Here is a 16,076-nt window from a genome sequence, read left to right on the forward strand (position 1 = left end):
TCCTAGTTGAACGATTCGCCGGACTTGGCGAGGCAGACCAGCGACGGCGCCGGGGCCCAGAACGCGGCGTCGCCGCCCGGCTGACCGGCAAACCTGCGCATCTTCTCGACCACATTGGCCAGGCCGAGGGTTTCCGCGTACAGCATCGGACCGCCGCGGTGGGCAGGGAAGCCGTACCCGTGCAGGTAGACCATGTCGATATCGGAGGCGCGCTGCGCGATGCCTTCCTCGAGGATGCGCGCGCCTTCGTTGACGAGCGCGAAGATGCAGCGTTCGACGATTTCGTCGTCGCTCACCTTGCGCGCCTCGATGCCGGCCTCCGCCCGCGCCGCGGCAATGATCTCGTCGACCTCCGCATCGGGCAGCGCGTCGCGCTTGCCTGCCTCGTAGCGGTACCAGCCCTTGCCGGTCTTCTGGCCGAAGCGGCCGAGCTCGCACAGGCGATCGGCGATCAACGAGCGCTTCATCGCCGGGTTCTCCGCGTAGAGCCGCTTGCGGATCGACCAACCGATGTCGAGCCCGGCAAGGTCGCCCATGCGGAACGGCCCCATCGCCATGCCCCATTTCTCGAGGGCGCGGTCGATCTGCAGCGGCGATGCGCCTTCCTCGAGCAGTTCGTTGGCCTGGTTGCGGTAGAACTTCAGCATGCGGTTGCCGATGAAGCCGTCGCATACGCCCGAGACCACGGCCACTTTCTTGATCTTCTTCGCCAGCTGCATGACCGTCGCCAGCACGTCTTTCGCCGTCTGGTCCGCGCGCACCACTTCCAGCAGCTTCATCACGTTGGCGGGACTGAAGAAGTGCAGGCCGACCACGTCCTGCGGACGCCTGGTGAACGAGGCGATGCGGTTCATGTCGAGCGTCGAGGTATTGCTGGCCAGGATCGCGCCCGGCTTCATTACTTCATCCAGCTGGCGGAACACCTGCTCCTTCACGCCCATGTCCTCGAATACGGCTTCGATCACCAGGTCCGTGCCGCCGATGCCCGCGTACGACAGCGTCGTTTCCAGCAGCGCCATGCGCTTGTCGAGCTTGTCCTGCGTCAGCTTGCCCTTCTTGAGCGAGTTCTCGTAGTTCTTGCGGATCGTCGCCACGCCGCGGTCCAGCGCCTCCTGCTTCATCTCCAGCAGCACCACCGGAATACCGGCGTTCAGGAAATTCATCGCAATGCCGGCGCCCATGGTGCCGGCGCCGATCACCGACACCCGCTCCACCTTGCGCAGCGGCGTATCCGAGGGCACGTCGGGAATCTTCGCCGCCGCCCGCTCGCCCAGGAAGGCGTGGCGCAGCGCACGCGACTCCGGGGTATTCATCAGCCACAGGAAAGCCTCGCGCTCGATCTTCATCCCTTCGTCGAAGGGCTTCGTATATGCCGCGGCTACCGCTTCCACGCACTTGAGCGGGGCTGGGAAATGCCGCGCGGCCGCCGCCACGGTATTGCGCGCAAACTGCAGGTAGGCCTCGCCGTACGGATCCTGGATACGCACGTCGCGCGCCCGCTTCAGCGGACGCTTCTGCGCCACCGCCTGCAACGCAAAATCCACTGTCGCTGCGCGCAGGTCGCCGTCCACGATCGCATCGAACAGCGCCGTCTGCTTGAGCTGCAAGGCCGGCACGACATTGCCGGACACGATCATGTTCAGGGCGGTGTCGAGGCCGACCAGGCGCGGCAGGCGCTGCGTGCCGCCGGCGCCCGGCAGGATGCCCAGTTTCACCTCCGGCAGCGCGATCTGCGCATCCGGCAACGCGACCCGGAAGTGGCAGCCGAGCGCCAGCTCCAGCCCGCCGCCCATGCAGGCGCCGCCGATCGCCGCCACCACCGGCTTGGCCGACGACTCGACCGCCCGGATGACCGTCAGCAGGTTGGGTTCCTGTCCCGATTTCGGCGTGCCGAATTCCTTCACGTCCGCGCCGCCCGAAAACGCGCGGTCGGAGCCGATCAGGACAACGGCCTTGACCGCGTCGTCGGCGCCCGCCTGCTCCAGCAGCGCAATCAACGCGCGGCGCAGCGCCAGTCCGAGTCCGTTGACCGGCGGGTTGTTGAGGGAAATGACGGCAACGCCGCGATCGATTTCGTAGAGTGCGCTTTCCATTGGATGTCCTGCTGGTGAGGAGGAGGATGAAAGATGGCCGGTAGTTCTGCAGAGTGAAACATCGTTTCACTTATGTCGCCGGACGATAGTAGCAGGGCGAGCAGGCTGTGTAAATGGCAAGAACGCCGTAACGGAAGAGGAAAGAAGAACGAGAAGTAAAGAATGAGAAGCGGAGCGAGAACGGCAGGCGCAGGTGTGAAGCGGCTTCGCAACCGCCCCATGCAGGGCCGCGATGTTTTAAATCGAGTCGAGAATGTTTCGCTAAGCGAAACATTCAGGGCGGGTCAGGTCAGGGGAGTGCCGAGCTTTCCAGGCGCCGGGCCAGCGCCAGCAGGCGCGGCCGCACATCCTCGAGCAGGAATTCCCGTGACAGGCTGGACGAGGGGCCGCCGCAATTCATCACGTGCACGCCCGCGCCCGGGGCGCGGAAGGTGACCGCAATGCCATTGACATCTCGCTGCCACTCCCCGAACGAGGTTGCGCAGCCGTATTGCTGGTAGTCCTCGAAGCCGCGCCGTATGCCCTCGCGCACCGCGTCGGCCGCCGATTCGTCGAGATCGTTGGCGAGCCGCAGGATGGCATTGCGCTCCTGCTCGGAGGCGCCGGCGAGATAGGCGCGGCCGATCGCCGAGCTGGCGATCGGAATACGCGAGCCGACCTGCAGGCTGAGGGTAAGCGTGGCCATGCTGCGCACCACCTCGGTGTAGATGATGGAAAGCCGGTCGCGCACGCCGAGGGCGAGGGTGGCGCCGGCGAAGTCCGCGACTTCCTGCATCAGCGGGCGCGCGTACTGCCGGATGTCCATGCGCGCCAGCATGGAGCTGCCGAGCGACAGGGTGGCGCTGCCCAACGCATACCGTCCGCCCTCGATCTGCGTCAGGTAGCCGCGTTTGGACAGGGTGTAGACGATGCGGGTCACCGTGGATTTCGGCAGGCCGCAGCGCTCGGAGATCTGCTGGTTGCTGAGGGAGGTATCGCCGGAACGGAAGCACGCGAGCACATCGAGCCCGCGCGACAGGGCGGTGATGAAGTAGCGGTCTTCACCGCTCCTCGGCAGGTCGGGCTGCGGCATCGTGGTATCGCGTTTAGTGACGGTCATTGCTCGGGGCTGGACAGGTTGGGCGGCGCAGGCGCCATTCTAGCCCAGCGAGGCCGGCCGGCAACGCATTTTGACGGCGCGGCGGAAGCAGGCATGAAAAAGCCCGCGATGTCGCGGGCCTTGGGCAGAGCGGGAGCGGGATCAGGCGAAATTCTTCGCGACGAAGTCCCAGTTGACCACGTTCCAGAATGCCTCGACGAACTTCGGGCGGGCATTGCGGTAATCGATGTAGTACGCGTGTTCCCAGACGTCGCAGGTCAGCAGGGCCTTGTCGGCGCCGGCCAGCGGCGTGTGCGCGTTCGAGGTGTTGACGATGTCGAGCGCGCCGTCGGCCTTCTTCACCAGCCAGGTCCAGCCGGAGCCGAAATTGGTGACGCAGGACTTGGTGAACTCTTCCTTGAACTTGTCGAAGGAGCCCCACTTGGCATTGATGGCGTCGGCCAGCGCACCGGTCGGCGCGCCGCCGCCGTTGGGCTTCATGCAGTTCCAGAAGAAGGTGTGGTTCCAGACCTGGGCGGAGTTGTTGAATATGCCGGCGGAGGACTTGCGCACGATGTCCTCGAGCGACGCGTTTTCGAATTCGGTGCCCTTGATCAGGTTGTTCAGGTTGGTGACATAGGCCTGGTGGTGCTTCCCGTAGTGGAACTCCAGCGTTTCCTTGGAGATGTGCGGCTGCAGTGCATCCATTGCATAGGGCAGGGGCGGCAGGGTGTGTTCCATGGTCTTCCTTTCGGTTCTCGCGGTTGATGTTGTTTTCGAAAGACGTCAATTGTATGTCGGATGCGCCGGCGATGCATGCGCGGCGTCAGAACGCGAGGCCGGCCCGCCGGCTACTCCAGCGCCTTCTGCACGCTGGCGATCCCGACTTCCGCACTTCCCGCGGCAAGCCGTATCGTCACCGTCTGGCGCGGCTGCAATTCGTCGGGCGCCCGGAGGATGCGCCCCTTCGCGTCGGTCACCATCGCGTAGCCGCGCTCCAGGGTGCGCTGCGGATTCAGCAGCTCCAGCTGCGCCGCGAGGGCCGCAAGCGACTGCCGTCGGGTGGCGGACGCTCCGGTCATGCGCAAGGCAAGGCGTTGCGCATCCCGGGCCAGGCGCAGCCTCGCGGCGCCGGTATCCGGCAACCGGGCGCCAAGCCGTGTCTGCAATTGCACGACCGCATGCCTGGCCTGCGCGAGCGGTGTCCTGGCGGCGTGGCCGAGAGCGACATGCATCGTGCGCAGGCGCAGCCGCTCGTGGCCGATGTGGGCAGACGGGCTGACCAGCCGCCGCGACATCCAGTCCAGGGTCTGCGACTCTTCCGCCAGCCGGCGGCGCAAAGCGCGGGTCAGGTCGCCGGCGTGCGCGGAAAGCATGGCCATCCAGTCCGCGCGCGGCGCCGCAGCCATCTCCGCGGCCGCTGTCGGGGTCGGGGCGCGCAGGTCGGCGGCAAAATCCGCGATCGTAAAATCGGTTTCATGCCCGACGCCGGAGATGACCGGGATCGCACACCCGGCAATGGCGCGCGCCACCACTTCCTCGTTGAAGGACCACAGGTCCTCGATGCTGCCGCCACCCCGGCAGACAAGCAGCACGTCGCATTCGGCACGCGCCGACGCCGTCGCGACCGCCTGCGCGATTCTTGCCGCCGCGGCTTCGCCCTGCACCGGCGTCGGGTAAAGGATGACGCGCACGTGCGGCGCGCGACGCCGGAGCGTTGTCAGCACGTCGCGCAGGGCAGCGGCCTGCGGGCTGGTGACGATGCCGACGGTGCGCGCGAACAGCGCAAGCGGGCGCTTGCGGGCGGGATCGAACAGCCCCTCGGCGTTCAGCCGGTCCTTCATCCTCAGGAAGGCTTCGTACAGGTTGCCGACACCGGCCCGCCGGATCGCCTCGACGCTCAGCTGATAGTCCCCGCGGGGCGCGTACAGCGTGACCAGGGCGCGCACCTCCACCTTGTCGCCTTCGCGTGGCATGAAGCCGGCATGCTGCGCGCGGCCGCGGAACATCACGGCGCGCACCTGCGCGGCGTCGTCCTTCAAGGTGAAATACCAGTGGCCCGACGCGGCGCGGGTGAAGTTGGAGATTTCGCCCGATACCCAGGCCAGCGGAAAGCTGCGCTCCAGCAGGCGCGACACCGCCTGGTTGAGCGCGGAGACCGTCAGCACCTGTTGACCGCCGGTCGACGCTGCGCCGGACACATCCATGTTTTTACCTCTTTACGAAAGCTGTCCACAGTGCGCAACCGCCGTCACTGGGACGTCACAATTTATTACATGCTGTAAGAAGAAGTGCTAAGTCCTTGATTTACTTGACAAATACCTTATCGGAGGTTTTCCGGTAAGAAAATAAAAACCGTTAAGAATCAAGTACTTTGCGACATGCTCACAGACTTGCCCACAAAGTTATCCACAGGGTTGGGCCATGTCGGCTTGCCATCGCCGGGGCGGAAGGGCGCTTGCTCGCGCAGTCTCAACACGATACATTCTGCATCCCGACTGAAACCAATCCCAGGAGTCTGTTTTGCTCGCCATTATCCAAGCTGCCGGATGGCCCATCTGGCCGCTGCTGATCGCATCCGTTATCGGCCTGGCACTGATCATCGAGCGGCTATTGTACCTGCGCCGTTCCCGCATTCTGCCGCCCGACCTCCTCGACGAGGTCATCCGGGTCTACCACAACGGCAAGATCGGGCCAGAAGTGATCACCAACCTCGAACAGAACTCGCCGCTCGGGCGTGTGCTCGCCGCCGGCCTGCGCAACGTCAACTCGCCGCGCGACGCAATGAAGGAGTCGATCGAGGAGGCCGGCCGCGGCACCGCGCACGACCTGGAGCGCTTCCTCACGACGCTCGGCACGATCGCCACGCTGGCCCCGCTGATGGGCCTGTTCGGCACGGTGGTCGGCATGATCGAGATCTTCGGCTCGCAGAACGCCGGCGGCACCAATCCCGCCCAGCTCGCCCACGGCATTTCGGTCGCCCTCTACAACACCGGCTTCGGACTCGCGGTCGCCATGCCGGCACTGGTGTTCTACCGCCATTTCCGGGCCCAGGTCGACAGCTTCATCGTCGACATGGAGCAGCAGGCGGTTCGCTTCGTCGATACCGTGCACGGCAACCGCAAGTAAGGATCACCGATGGACTTCCGCAAAGGCACCCGCCGCGACGATCCGGATATCAACCTGATCCCGTTCATCGATGTGCTGCTGGTGATCCTGATCTTCCTGATGGTCACGACGACCTACAGCAAGTTCACGGCCCTGCAGATCACCCTTCCGACCGCGGACGCCGAAAAGGCGATGGAACAGCCGGCCGAAATCAACGTCGCGGTTGACGCCCAGGGCCGTTATGCACTGGACAATCGCCAGACGGCGGCGCGCGATGCCGCGGCGCTGGCCGAGGAACTCAAGTCCGCCGTCGGCAATCGCGGCCAGGGCGGCAAGGATGCCGTCGTGATCATCAACGCCGACGCCATGGCCGCTCACCAGTCGGTCATCAACGTGCTCGAAGCGGCACGCATCGCAGGACTCGAAAAAGTCACCTTCGCCGCCCAGACCAGCGGCAGGAAATGACGGGCAGCGCGGAGCTGCGGCTGGCCCGCGCCTGGTTGCGTCGCGGGCCGCTAGCCTGTGCGCTGTGGCCGCTGTCACTGCTGTTCGGCCTGCTCGCAGCACTGCGCCGCACGCTCTATCGTTTTCGCCTGCTTCCCGTGGAGAGGCTGCCGGTGCCGGTCGTCGTGGTCGGCAACATCTTCGTCGGCGGCACCGGAAAGACGCCACTCACCATCTGGCTGGTCGAGGAATTACGCCGCGCCGGATTCCGGCCCGGCGTCATCTCGCGCGGCTACGGTACCGCGCAGTCCCGTCCACTTGCCGTCGAAGCCGGCGCTCCCGCCGCCGCGGTCGGCGATGAGCCGGCGCTGATCGCGATGCGCGCACGTTGCCCCGTGGTTGTCGGCCGGGACCGGGTCGCGGCGGCACGCCTGCTCCTTGCGCTGCATCCCGACGTCGACCTGGTCCTGTCCGATGACGGCCTGCAGCACTACCGGCTGGGGCGCGACGTCGAGATCGTCCTTTGCGACGACCGCGGCAACGGCAACGGCTGGCTGCTCCCGGCAGGACCGCTGCGTGAACCCGGGCGTCGCCAGCGCGACTTCACCGTCGTAAACGGCAGCGCCATTCCAGCCGGAATTCCGGCGGACGCGTGGCAAATGCAGCTGGCGGGGGAGGTCGCGCATGCACTGAACGACGGCGCGAAGCAGTTGCCGCTGGCGGCGCTGGCGGGTCGGAAGCTGGTCGCATCGGCAGGGATCGGCAATCCAGGCCGCTTCTTCGCCATGCTGCGCGACGCCGGCCTGGCATTCACTGAACTGCCGCTGCCCGACCACTACGACTTTTCCGTCAATCCTTTCGCGCGGGTGGACGCCGAGATCATTCTGGTGACGGAGAAGGATGCAGTAAAATGTATGCACATTGATACGATCAGGAACGATCCGCGCGTGTGGGTGGTTCCGGTGGCGGCATGCATCGATCGCATGCTCGCACAACGAATAGTGGAGAAATGTCGTGGACGCCCGACTGCTTGATATCCTGGTTTGCCCGCTTTGCAAGGGCCCGCTCGACTACGACAAGGCCGCGCAGGAGCTGATCTGCAATCCGGACAAGCTGGCCTTCCCGATCCGTGACGGCATTCCCATCATGTGGGCCGACCAAGCGCGCGACCTGAACGCGCCGTCCGACGGCGTTCCCGCCACCCCGTAGTTGCCGTCGACGTCCGCTGCCGCTCCGTCCTTCCCATGTCCTTCACCGTCATCATTCCGGCGCGTCTCGCATCCACCCGACTGCCGCGCAAGCCGCTTGCCGACATCGGCGGCAAGCCGATGGTTGTGCGCGTCGCCGAGCGAGCTGCTGCCTCAGGTGCCGAACGCGTCGCCGTTGCGACCGACCACGCGGATATCGAAGCCGCCTGCCGGGCGCACGGTATTGCCGTGCATTTCACGCGCACCGATCATCCATCCGGAACCGATCGCATCGCAGAAGTCGCGGCCGCCATGGCGTTGCCGGCGGACGCGGTGATCGTCAATGTGCAGGGGGACGAACCGCTCATTGCGCCCGGGCTGATCGCGGCGGTGGCGGCGAAGGTGGGGTCCGGCGTGCCGATGGCAACCGCGGCCCACCCGGTCGCCGACGCCGCGGATCTGTTCAATCCCAACGTGGTGAAGGTCGCGCTCGACAAGGCCGGCCGGGCACTGTACTTCTCACGGGCGGCGATTCCGTGGCATCGGGACGCGTTCGCCGCCTCGCGCGACCGCTTCCCGCCGGGCTACCAGCCCTTGCGGCATATCGGCCTGTACGGTTTCCGCAACGATTTCCTCCAGGCCTATCCGCGCCTGGAAGTGTCGCCGCTCGAGCAGATCGAGGCGCTGGAGCAGCTGCGCGTGCTGTGGCATGGCTACCCGATCGCCGTGCATGTCAGCGAGGACGCCCCGGCGCCCGGCGTCGACACGCCGGAAGACCTCGCGCGAGTGCAGCAGATCTTCGATCAACAAAACCGGAAGAAAACCGACTGAAGCATCGAAGCACGCGGAATCTGTGGTAAGTTTCATGCAATGTTATTGTGATAAAAAGCAGGTCTCTGGGGCAAACCCCCGCCGCTGCAAACAAATTTAAAACCAAGTCTAGGAAAACTCCATGCGCCTCATCCTTCTAGGAGCGCCAGGTGCCGGCAAGGGCACGCAGGCGAATTTCATCAAGGAAAAGTTCAACATCCCCCAGATCTCCACCGGGGACATGCTGCGCGCCGCCGTGAAGGCCGGCACGCCGCTGGGCCTCGAAGCGAAGAAGGTCATGGATGCGGGCGGCCTGGTATCGGACGACATCATCATCGGACTGGTCAAGGATCGCCTCAAGCAGCCGGACTGCGCGAACGGCTACCTGTTCGACGGCTTTCCCCGCACCATTCCGCAAGCGGACGCCATGAAGGAAGCCGGCGTGGGCATCGACTACGTGATCGAGATCGACGTGCCGGACGACGCGATCATCGAGCGCATGAGCGGTCGCCGCGTCCATCCGGGCTCCGGCCGTACCTACCACGTCACCTTCAATCCACCGAAGACCGCAGGCAAGGACGACGTGACGGGAGAGGAACTGATCCAGCGCGACGACGACCGTGAAGACACCGTCAAGAAGCGCCTCGCGGTCTATCATGACCAGACCGAAGTGCTGGTTGACTATTACAACAAGTGGGCGGTTTCCGGGCAGCCCGGCGCACCGAAATACAGGAAGATCGCCGGCGTAGGTCCGGTCGAGACGATCCGGGACAAAGTCTTCGCCGCGCTGGCGGGGTAAAACAAAAAGCGGACCGTGTGTCCGCTTTGTTGTTTCTGGCGAAAGCGATTGAACAGGACGACGGATGCCGGCAGCGCCGGCAGCAGGGAGAAAAGCGAAGACGGCCGAACAATGCAGACGGGCAGCCCGGGGCTGCCAGTGCGAGTGCTTCAGGTAGTAGCGAATAAGTGTTGCAGTGCGTAGTACGGGAGGGTATTCCTCCGGAGACGACGACAGCAGGGAAGTAGCCCACCCGGGCAGCCATCGACGCCTCCAATACTCGTGTGTTTCAACTTGGTCGTGAACAACATGGAGGAGTCGATATGGCAGCAGCCCTGTGGTTCGCCGTCGCTTGCGGCGTGATTGCCGTCATCTACGGATTGGTGTCCCGCGCCTGGATCCTGAAACAGGACCCGGGGAATGCCCGCATGCAGGAAATCGCCGCCGCGATCCAGCAAGGCGCAGGCGCCTATCTCGCCCGGCAGTACAAGACGATTGCGCTGGTCGGCGTGATTCTCGCCGTCCTGATCGGCATCTTCCTTGACGTCGATACCGCCGTCGGCTTCCTGATTGGCGCGGTGCTCTCCGGGGCATGCGGCTTCATCGGGATGAACGTCTCGGTGCGCGCCAACGTACGTACCGCGCAGGCGGCCACGCACGGCATCGGCCCGGCACTCAACATCGCATTCCGGGGCGGCGCCATCACCGGCATGCTGGTGGTGGGACTCGGCCTGCTCGGCGTGACACTGTTCTTCTGGTACGTCAGCGCGGACGGCAACGTCGACGCGGCTACCCTGAAGCCGCTGCTCGGACTGGCTTTCGGTTCTTCCCTGATTTCGATCTTTGCACGGCTCGGCGGCGGCATTTTCACCAAGGGCGCGGATGTGGGGGCCGACCTGGTCGGCAAGGTGGAAGCCGGGATACCCGAAGACGATCCCCGCAACCCGGCCGTCATCGCCGATAACGTCGGCGACAACGTCGGCGACTGCGCCGGCATGGCGGCCGACCTGTTCGAGACCTATGCGGTGACCCTGATTGCAACGATGACGCTGGGCGCACTGATGGTGACCGGCGCACCCCTGAATGCGGTGATCTATCCGCTGCTGCTCGGCGGCGTTTCGATCATTGCTTCCATCATCGGATGCGCCTTCGTCAAGGCCAGCCCCAGCATGCGCAATGTCATGCCGGCCTTGTACAAGGGCCTGATCGTGGCCGGCGTGATATCGCTGGTGGCGTTCTACTTTGTCACCCGCTGGCTGTTCCCCGAGGCCGTCGCGGTTGCCGACGGCAGGGCCATCAGTGCCAATGCCCTGTTCGGCGCCTGCGTTGTCGGTCTTGCGCTGACGGCCCTGATGGTCTGGATTACCGAGTACTACACCGGCACCGATTACAAGCCGGTGCAGCATGTGGCGCAGGCATCCACTACGGGACATGGCACCAACATCATCGCCGGCCTTGGCGTCTCGATGAAGTCCACCGCCTGGCCGGTGCTGTTCGTCTGCGTTGCAATTGGCGTTGCCCACATGCTCGGTGGCCTGTACGGCATTGCGGTGGCGGCAACGGCAATGCTGAGCATGGCGGGCATTGTGGTCGCGCTCGACGCTTATGGCCCGATCACGGATAACGCCGGCGGCATCGCCGAGATGGCTGACCTGCCCGAGAGCGTGCGCGACATCACCGATCCCCTCGATGCGGTCGGCAATACCACCAAGGCAGTGACTAAGGGCTATGCCATCGGGTCGGCCGGCCTTGCCGCGCTGGTCCTGTTTGCCGACTACACCCATGCCCTTGAGGCACGGGGCATGCACCTGCGCTTCGACCTGTCCGACCACATCGTGATCATCGGCCTGTTCATCGGGGGATTGATTCCCTACCTGTTCGGCGCAATGGCGATGGAAGCGGTCGGCCGCGCGGCGGGCAGCGTGGTCGAAGAGGTGCGACGCCAGTTCCGGGACATCAAGGGCATCATGGAAGGAACCGGCAAGCCGGAGTACGGACGTGCGGTCGACATGCTGACGTCCGCGGCGATCAAGGAAATGATCGTGCCATCGCTGCTCCCGGTCGTCGTGCCTATCCTGGTCGGCCTGCTGCTGGGACCGGCCGCACTCGGGGGCATCCTGATGGGTACCATCGTTACCGGCCTGTTCGTCGCCATTTCGATGTGTACCGGCGGCGGGGCCTGGGACAACGCCAAGAAATACATTGAAGACGGCCATCACGGCGGCAAGGGTTCGGACGCGCACAAGGCGGCCGTCACCGGCGATACGGTGGGCGATCCGTACAAGGACACGGCAGGACCCGCCGTCAACCCGCTGATCAAGATCATCAACATCGTTGCGCTGCTGATCGTGCCGTTGCTGCCCGTGGTGCCGAATACAGCCGCCGCCGGTCCGGGGCAGACCTTGCCGGCAGCCGGGACGCCGGCGCCGGCACAGAATGGGTTGCCGGCGCCCGCCGCCAAACCCTGACGGCGGCCATCCGGAAGAGGGCGGCCGACGCAGCCCTCTTCCACACTTCCTTTGCGCGTGCGTGGCAATGTTGGCTACAATGGTCAGGCTTTACGTTTACGTTAACGTCATAAGAGGAAGGCATGCAAATCCAGAACAATGTATTCGTCATCACCGGCGGCGCGTCGGGTCTCGGTGCAGCGACTGCCCGAATGATCGTCGATGCCGGGGGCCATGTCGTGCTTGCCGACGTGCAGGTTGAAGCGGGCGAGAAACTGGCCGCGGAACTCAAGGGCAAGTTCGTCAGATGCGACGTCACTTCCGAAGCCGACGGCATGGCTGTCATGGAGGCGGCCGCAACGATGGGTACCTTGCGTGGCCTCGTCAACTGTGCCGGCGTGGCGCCCGCGATCAAGACCGTCGGCAAGGACGGTCCCCATCCGCTGGACGTATTCCAGCGCGTCGTCAACATCAACCTTGTCGGCACCTTCAACATGGCCCGCCTGGCGGCCGACGCAATGGCGAAGACCGAGCCTGGCGATTCCGGTGAGCGCGGCGTGATCATCAATACCGCCTCGGTCGCCGCATATGACGGGCAGATCGGCCAGACTGCTTACGGCGCATCGAAGGCGGCAGTGGTTGGCCTCACGCTTCCGATGGCGCGCGACCTTTCACGCAACGGCATCCGCGTGATGACGATTGCCCCCGGCATCTTCGAGACTCCGATGCTGCTCGGCATGCCGCAGGAGGTGCAGGATTCGCTCGGACGCATGGTGCCGTTCCCGTCGCGGCTCGGCAAGCCTGCCGAATACGCGCAGCTGGCCAGGAGCATCATCGAGAACCCCATGCTCAACGGCGAGACCATCCGGCTCGACGGGGCGATCCGGATGCAGCCCAAGTAAGCGCAAGGGTGATCAAGCGCAAACCGGTGCGTGATAGCGTCCGGCGCATGCTTTGGCGCCAGCATATCGACCTAAACTATGACGGGCCACGTGCCCGTCTTTTTTTTTGGAGCAAGCCCATGACCGTAAAACGCATCAGCGCTGCTGCACTCCTGGCCTTTCTGCTTGGCGCATGCGCGTCACCCCAGCAACAGCAACCGCCGCAGGCCGCCGCCGGCATGCAGGCGCCGGAGCGTGCCACCGGCTACGAGGAGAAGCCGGGCTGGCTGGCGAAATCCCGCATGGTTGCAGCAGCCAACCCGCTTGCAACCGAAGCCGGTTACCAGATCCTGAAGGCGGGTGGCAGTGCCCTCGACGCGGCGATCGCGGTACAGATGGTGCTGACACTGGTCGAGCCGCAATCCTCCGGTATCGGCGGCGGTGCGTTCATGTTGCACTTCGACGGCCGCCGGGTGCAGGCATTCGATGGTCGCGAGACCGCGCCGTCCGCCGCCGGCGAAAACCTTTTTGCAGGCACCGGCGGCAAGCCGATGAGCTTCCATGAAGGCGTGGTGGGTGGCCGTTCGGTGGGCGCGCCTGGCGTGCTGCGCATGCTGGAACTGGCGCATCGGGAGCACGGCAAGCTGCCATGGGCCGACCTGTTTGCCCCGGCGATCCGGCTTGCCGAGGAGGGCTTCGCCGTCAGTCCGCGTCTTGCAGCGATGCTCGGCAGTGAGCAGTTCCTGAAACGCGACCCGGCGGCGGCGGCGTACTTCTATGATGCGAGCGGCAATCCGTGGCCGGCCGGGCACCGTTTGAGAAACCCCGAACTCGCCGGCGTGCTGCGCGAAATCGCGCGCGGCGGGGCAGATGCCTTTTACCGCGGACAGATCGCCCGCGACATCGAAGCCAAGGTACGTTCGCATCCCGCCAACCCCGGCCTGCTCAGTGCCGCCGATATTGCGGCGTACCGACCCAAGGTTCGCGAGCCCCTGTGCACGCCGTACCGCCAATGGATTGTCTGCGGCATGCCGCCGCCGTCTTCCGGTGGCATCGCCATCGCGCAGATGCTCGGCATACTCGAGACACGGGACATGCGCGCGCTGGCGCCGATCGACGGCGTGCCCGGCGCGGACGCGATCCACCTGTTCTCCGAGGCTGGAAGGCTCGCATACGCCGACCGGGGACGCTATGTCGCCGATACCGATTTCGTTCCGCTTCCCGGCAACAGCATGCGACCGCTCGTCAGCAGGGATTATCTCGCCCAGCGCGCCGCGCTGATCACCGACCGCTCGATGGGCACGGCCAAGTTCGGCGTTCCACCCGCGACGGCCGTGGCCGGGGGTGTCGACCAGTCTCCGGAACTGCCGTCCACCTCTCATATCTCGGTCGTCGACGGCCTCGGCAACGCGATCTCGATGACCACGACGATCGAGGACGCTTTCGGCTCGCGCCAGATGGTCCGCGGTTTCCTGCTCAACAATCAGCTGACCGACTTCTCCTTTGCCGCCAGCGACGCCAACGGCCTGGTCGCCAACCGGGTGCAGCCCGGCAAGCGGCCGCGCAGTTCGATGGCGCCCACCCTGGTATTCGACCGGTCCTCTGGCCGCCTGGTGCTCGCGACGGGATCACCAGGCGGCTCGGCCATCATCAACTATGTGGCCAAGGTCCTGGTCGGGACCCTCGACTGGGGGCTGAACGTGCAGCAGGCGATCAGCCTGCCCAACTTCGGCAGCCGCAACGGCCCGACGGAACTTGAGCAGGGCAGGGTGCCGGCGACCGTCGCCGATCAGCTTCGCGCCAGGGGTCATGACGTGCGCATGATGGAGCAGACATCGGGGCTGCAGGGAATCATGCGGATGAACGTGCACGGTGAGGAGATGTGGTTTGGCGGCGCCGATCCGCGCCGTGAGGGCGCCGTCAGGGGGGACTGAGCGAATCGCGCACTGCATGCGTTCCCGCGGCGCCCGCGTCCTGCTAATCTCTGCTCATGGAAAAGCAGGGAAAAACGGGACTGGTGCTCACGGGGGGCGGAGCTCGCGCGGCCTATCAGGTCGGCGTGCTGGTTGAGGTCGGGGCCATCCTGGCGGAGGCCGGATGGCCGGCCGCAAGCAACCCCTACGAGATCATTTGCGGGACCTCCGCCGGCGCAATCAATGCGACCGCGCTTGCCTGCCACGCCGATGATTTCGACACTGGTCTGCGCAAGGTGCGGCAGGTCTGGGAAGGCTTCGCGGCCGAACAGGTTTACCGCGCCGACTCGCTCGGCGTGCTGCGCTCCGGCGCGCGCTGGCTGTCGCTGCTGTCCTTCGGCTGGCTGCTGCGCCAGTGGAAGGCGAACCCGCCCAACTCCTTGCTCGACAACACGCCGCTGGTGACCTTGCTGCACAGGATGCTCGATTTTCCGCGGCTGGACGGCGCGCTGCGGGATGGCGCGCTGCATGCGCTGGCGGTCACGGCTTCCTCCTACACCAACAGCCGGCATATCACCTTCTTTCAGTCGGAGGCGGATATCCCGCCGTGGTCGCGATCCCAGCGGCTGGCGCTGCGAACCCAGATCGGCATCGAGCACTTGCTGGCGTCCTCGGCAATTCCCCTGATTTTTCCAGCCACGCCATTGTTCTGCGAAGGACGGAGAGAATACTTCGGCGACGGATCGATGCGGCAATTGGCGCCGATATCGCCCGCCATCCACCTCGGCGCCGCCCGCGTGCTCGTGATTGCTGCCGGCCGGTTGTCGGAGCCGGCGGGCGAGCAGCGCGAACAGGCGCAATACCCGACCCTGGCCCAGATCGGCGGTCATGCGCTGTCGAGTATTTTCCTGGATAGCCTCGCGGTCGATATCGAACGCATGAAGCGTGTGAATCAGACGCTTTCGATCCTTACCCCCGCCCAGCGCACGCTGACGGGGCTGCGAAACGTCGACATGCTGGTGATTGCACCCTCGGAGCGCCTGGATGAAATTGCCGCGCGCCATGTGCACTCCCTGCCGCGCCCCGTCCGGATGCTGCTTTCCGCCATCGGCGCCACGGACGTGCGCGGCGCTGCACTCACGTCATACCTGCTTTTTGAGTCAGCCTACACGACCGAGCTGATTGCCCTCGGACGCAAGGACGCGCGGGGACGTTGCGACGCCGTGCGTGCCTTCTTCGGCTTGTCCCGCGACGTCAGCGCGCCGTCCAGCGGATTTTGTCCTGCACAGGGAGAGCAGGGACTTTTTGAACGCTGAAACAAAAAGCCCGGCATCTGC

General features: G+C 65.2%; 14 protein-coding genes. 10 read left to right on the top strand and 4 right to left on the bottom strand.

Annotation, left to right across the window (positions count from 1 at the left end; translation table 11 throughout):
- Positions 1-2: 2 nt before the first annotated feature.
- From VIM12_RS18810 to xseA, 4 genes are all read right to left on the bottom strand, one after another.
- Positions 3-2,093 (bottom strand): 3-hydroxyacyl-CoA dehydrogenase NAD-binding domain-containing protein, encoded by a 2,091-nt coding sequence (locus tag VIM12_RS18810; protein ID WP_331943525.1) that lies wholly within the window; start codon positions 2,091-2,093, stop codon positions 3-5.
- A 289-nt stretch (positions 2,094-2,382) separates the two neighbouring features.
- The gene (locus VIM12_RS18815) at positions 2,383-3,192 is read right to left on the bottom strand and encodes an IclR family transcriptional regulator (RefSeq protein ID WP_331943527.1); all 810 of its coding nucleotides are present in this window, start codon (positions 3,190-3,192) and stop codon (positions 2,383-2,385) included.
- Positions 3,193-3,333: 141 nt separating this feature from the next.
- The gene (sodB, locus tag VIM12_RS18820) at positions 3,334-3,912 is read right to left on the bottom strand and encodes a superoxide dismutase [Fe] (RefSeq protein ID WP_331943529.1); all 579 of its coding nucleotides are present in this window, start codon (positions 3,910-3,912) and stop codon (positions 3,334-3,336) included.
- A gap of 110 nt (positions 3,913-4,022) precedes the next feature.
- Positions 4,023-5,378: an exodeoxyribonuclease VII large subunit gene (gene xseA / locus VIM12_RS18825; protein WP_331943531.1), complete on the bottom strand. Its 1,356-nt coding sequence runs from the start codon at positions 5,376-5,378 to the stop codon at positions 4,023-4,025.
- A 316-nt stretch (positions 5,379-5,694) separates the two neighbouring features.
- Between xseA and VIM12_RS18830 the strand changes: the two genes are divergently transcribed.
- The 10 genes from VIM12_RS18830 (at position 5,695) to VIM12_RS18875 (ending at position 16,055) form a co-directional block, all read left to right on the top strand.
- Positions 5,695-6,300: a MotA/TolQ/ExbB proton channel family protein gene (locus VIM12_RS18830; protein WP_331943533.1), complete on the top strand. Its 606-nt coding sequence runs from the start codon at positions 5,695-5,697 to the stop codon at positions 6,298-6,300.
- A 9-nt stretch (positions 6,301-6,309) separates the two neighbouring features.
- A complete protein-coding gene (locus VIM12_RS18835; RefSeq protein WP_331943535.1) occupies positions 6,310-6,744 on the top strand; it encodes a biopolymer transporter ExbD in 435 nt (144 codons plus the stop codon).
- Positions 6,741-7,757, top strand: coding sequence for a tetraacyldisaccharide 4'-kinase (gene lpxK, locus VIM12_RS18840; RefSeq protein WP_331943537.1), 1,017 nt, complete (start codon positions 6,741-6,743; stop codon positions 7,755-7,757). Before VIM12_RS18835 ends, lpxK begins: the two co-directional genes overlap by 4 nt.
- Positions 7,738-7,932, top strand: coding sequence for a Trm112 family protein (locus VIM12_RS18845; protein ID WP_331943539.1), 195 nt, complete (start codon positions 7,738-7,740; stop codon positions 7,930-7,932). The genes lpxK and VIM12_RS18845 overlap by 20 nt, the downstream gene beginning before the upstream one ends.
- A gap of 35 nt (positions 7,933-7,967) precedes the next feature.
- A complete protein-coding gene (gene kdsB / locus VIM12_RS18850; protein ID WP_331943541.1) occupies positions 7,968-8,741 on the top strand; it encodes a 3-deoxy-manno-octulosonate cytidylyltransferase in 774 nt (257 codons plus the stop codon).
- Positions 8,742-8,862: 121 nt separating this feature from the next.
- Positions 8,863-9,519, top strand: a complete 657-nt coding sequence (adk, locus tag VIM12_RS18855) for an adenylate kinase (protein WP_331943543.1) — start codon at positions 8,863-8,865, stop codon at positions 9,517-9,519.
- Between the two features lie 302 nt (positions 9,520-9,821).
- Positions 9,822-11,966: a sodium-translocating pyrophosphatase gene (locus VIM12_RS18860; RefSeq protein ID WP_331943545.1), complete on the top strand. Its 2,145-nt coding sequence runs from the start codon at positions 9,822-9,824 to the stop codon at positions 11,964-11,966.
- A 122-nt stretch (positions 11,967-12,088) separates the two neighbouring features.
- Positions 12,089-12,847, top strand: a complete 759-nt coding sequence (locus VIM12_RS18865) for a 3-hydroxyacyl-CoA dehydrogenase (RefSeq protein ID WP_331943547.1) — start codon at positions 12,089-12,091, stop codon at positions 12,845-12,847.
- Positions 12,848-12,966: 119 nt separating this feature from the next.
- On the top strand, positions 12,967-14,760 hold the full coding sequence (ggt, locus tag VIM12_RS18870; RefSeq protein WP_331943549.1) for a gamma-glutamyltransferase: 1,794 nt from the start codon (positions 12,967-12,969) through the stop codon (positions 14,758-14,760).
- Between the two features lie 56 nt (positions 14,761-14,816).
- The gene (locus VIM12_RS18875) at positions 14,817-16,055 is read left to right on the top strand and encodes a patatin-like phospholipase family protein (protein ID WP_331943551.1); all 1,239 of its coding nucleotides are present in this window, start codon (positions 14,817-14,819) and stop codon (positions 16,053-16,055) included.
- Positions 16,056-16,076 lie beyond the last annotated feature (21 nt).

It is taken from the genome of Noviherbaspirillum sp., from assembly GCF_036563305.1.
In the GTDB taxonomy this organism is placed as follows: domain Bacteria; phylum Pseudomonadota; class Gammaproteobacteria; order Burkholderiales; family Burkholderiaceae_D; genus Noviherbaspirillum.

What these genes read in the sequence shown, in the direction of transcription:
- VIM12_RS18810 (WP_331943525.1), bottom strand. Translation starts at nt 2,093, where the DNA reads ATGGAAAGCGCACTCTACGAAATCGATCGCGGCGTTGCCGTCATTTCC.
- VIM12_RS18815 (WP_331943527.1), bottom strand. Translation starts at nt 3,192, where the DNA reads ATGACCGTCACTAAACGCGATACCACGATGCCGCAGCCCGACCTGCCG.
- sodB (WP_331943529.1), bottom strand. Translation starts at nt 3,912, where the DNA reads ATGGAACACACCCTGCCGCCCCTGCCCTATGCAATGGATGCACTGCAG.
- xseA (WP_331943531.1), bottom strand. Translation starts at nt 5,378, where the DNA reads ATGGATGTGTCCGGCGCAGCGTCGACCGGCGGTCAACAGGTGCTGACG.
- VIM12_RS18835 (WP_331943535.1), top strand. Translation starts at nt 6,310, where the DNA reads ATGGACTTCCGCAAAGGCACCCGCCGCGACGATCCGGATATCAACCTG.
- lpxK (WP_331943537.1), top strand. Translation starts at nt 6,741, where the DNA reads ATGACGGGCAGCGCGGAGCTGCGGCTGGCCCGCGCCTGGTTGCGTCGC.
- kdsB (WP_331943541.1), top strand. Translation starts at nt 7,968, where the DNA reads ATGTCCTTCACCGTCATCATTCCGGCGCGTCTCGCATCCACCCGACTG.
- adk (WP_331943543.1), top strand. Translation starts at nt 8,863, where the DNA reads ATGCGCCTCATCCTTCTAGGAGCGCCAGGTGCCGGCAAGGGCACGCAG.
- VIM12_RS18860 (WP_331943545.1), top strand. Translation starts at nt 9,822, where the DNA reads ATGGCAGCAGCCCTGTGGTTCGCCGTCGCTTGCGGCGTGATTGCCGTC.
- VIM12_RS18865 (WP_331943547.1), top strand. Translation starts at nt 12,089, where the DNA reads ATGCAAATCCAGAACAATGTATTCGTCATCACCGGCGGCGCGTCGGGT.
- ggt (WP_331943549.1), top strand. Translation starts at nt 12,967, where the DNA reads ATGACCGTAAAACGCATCAGCGCTGCTGCACTCCTGGCCTTTCTGCTT.
- VIM12_RS18875 (WP_331943551.1), top strand. Translation starts at nt 14,817, where the DNA reads ATGGAAAAGCAGGGAAAAACGGGACTGGTGCTCACGGGGGGCGGAGCT.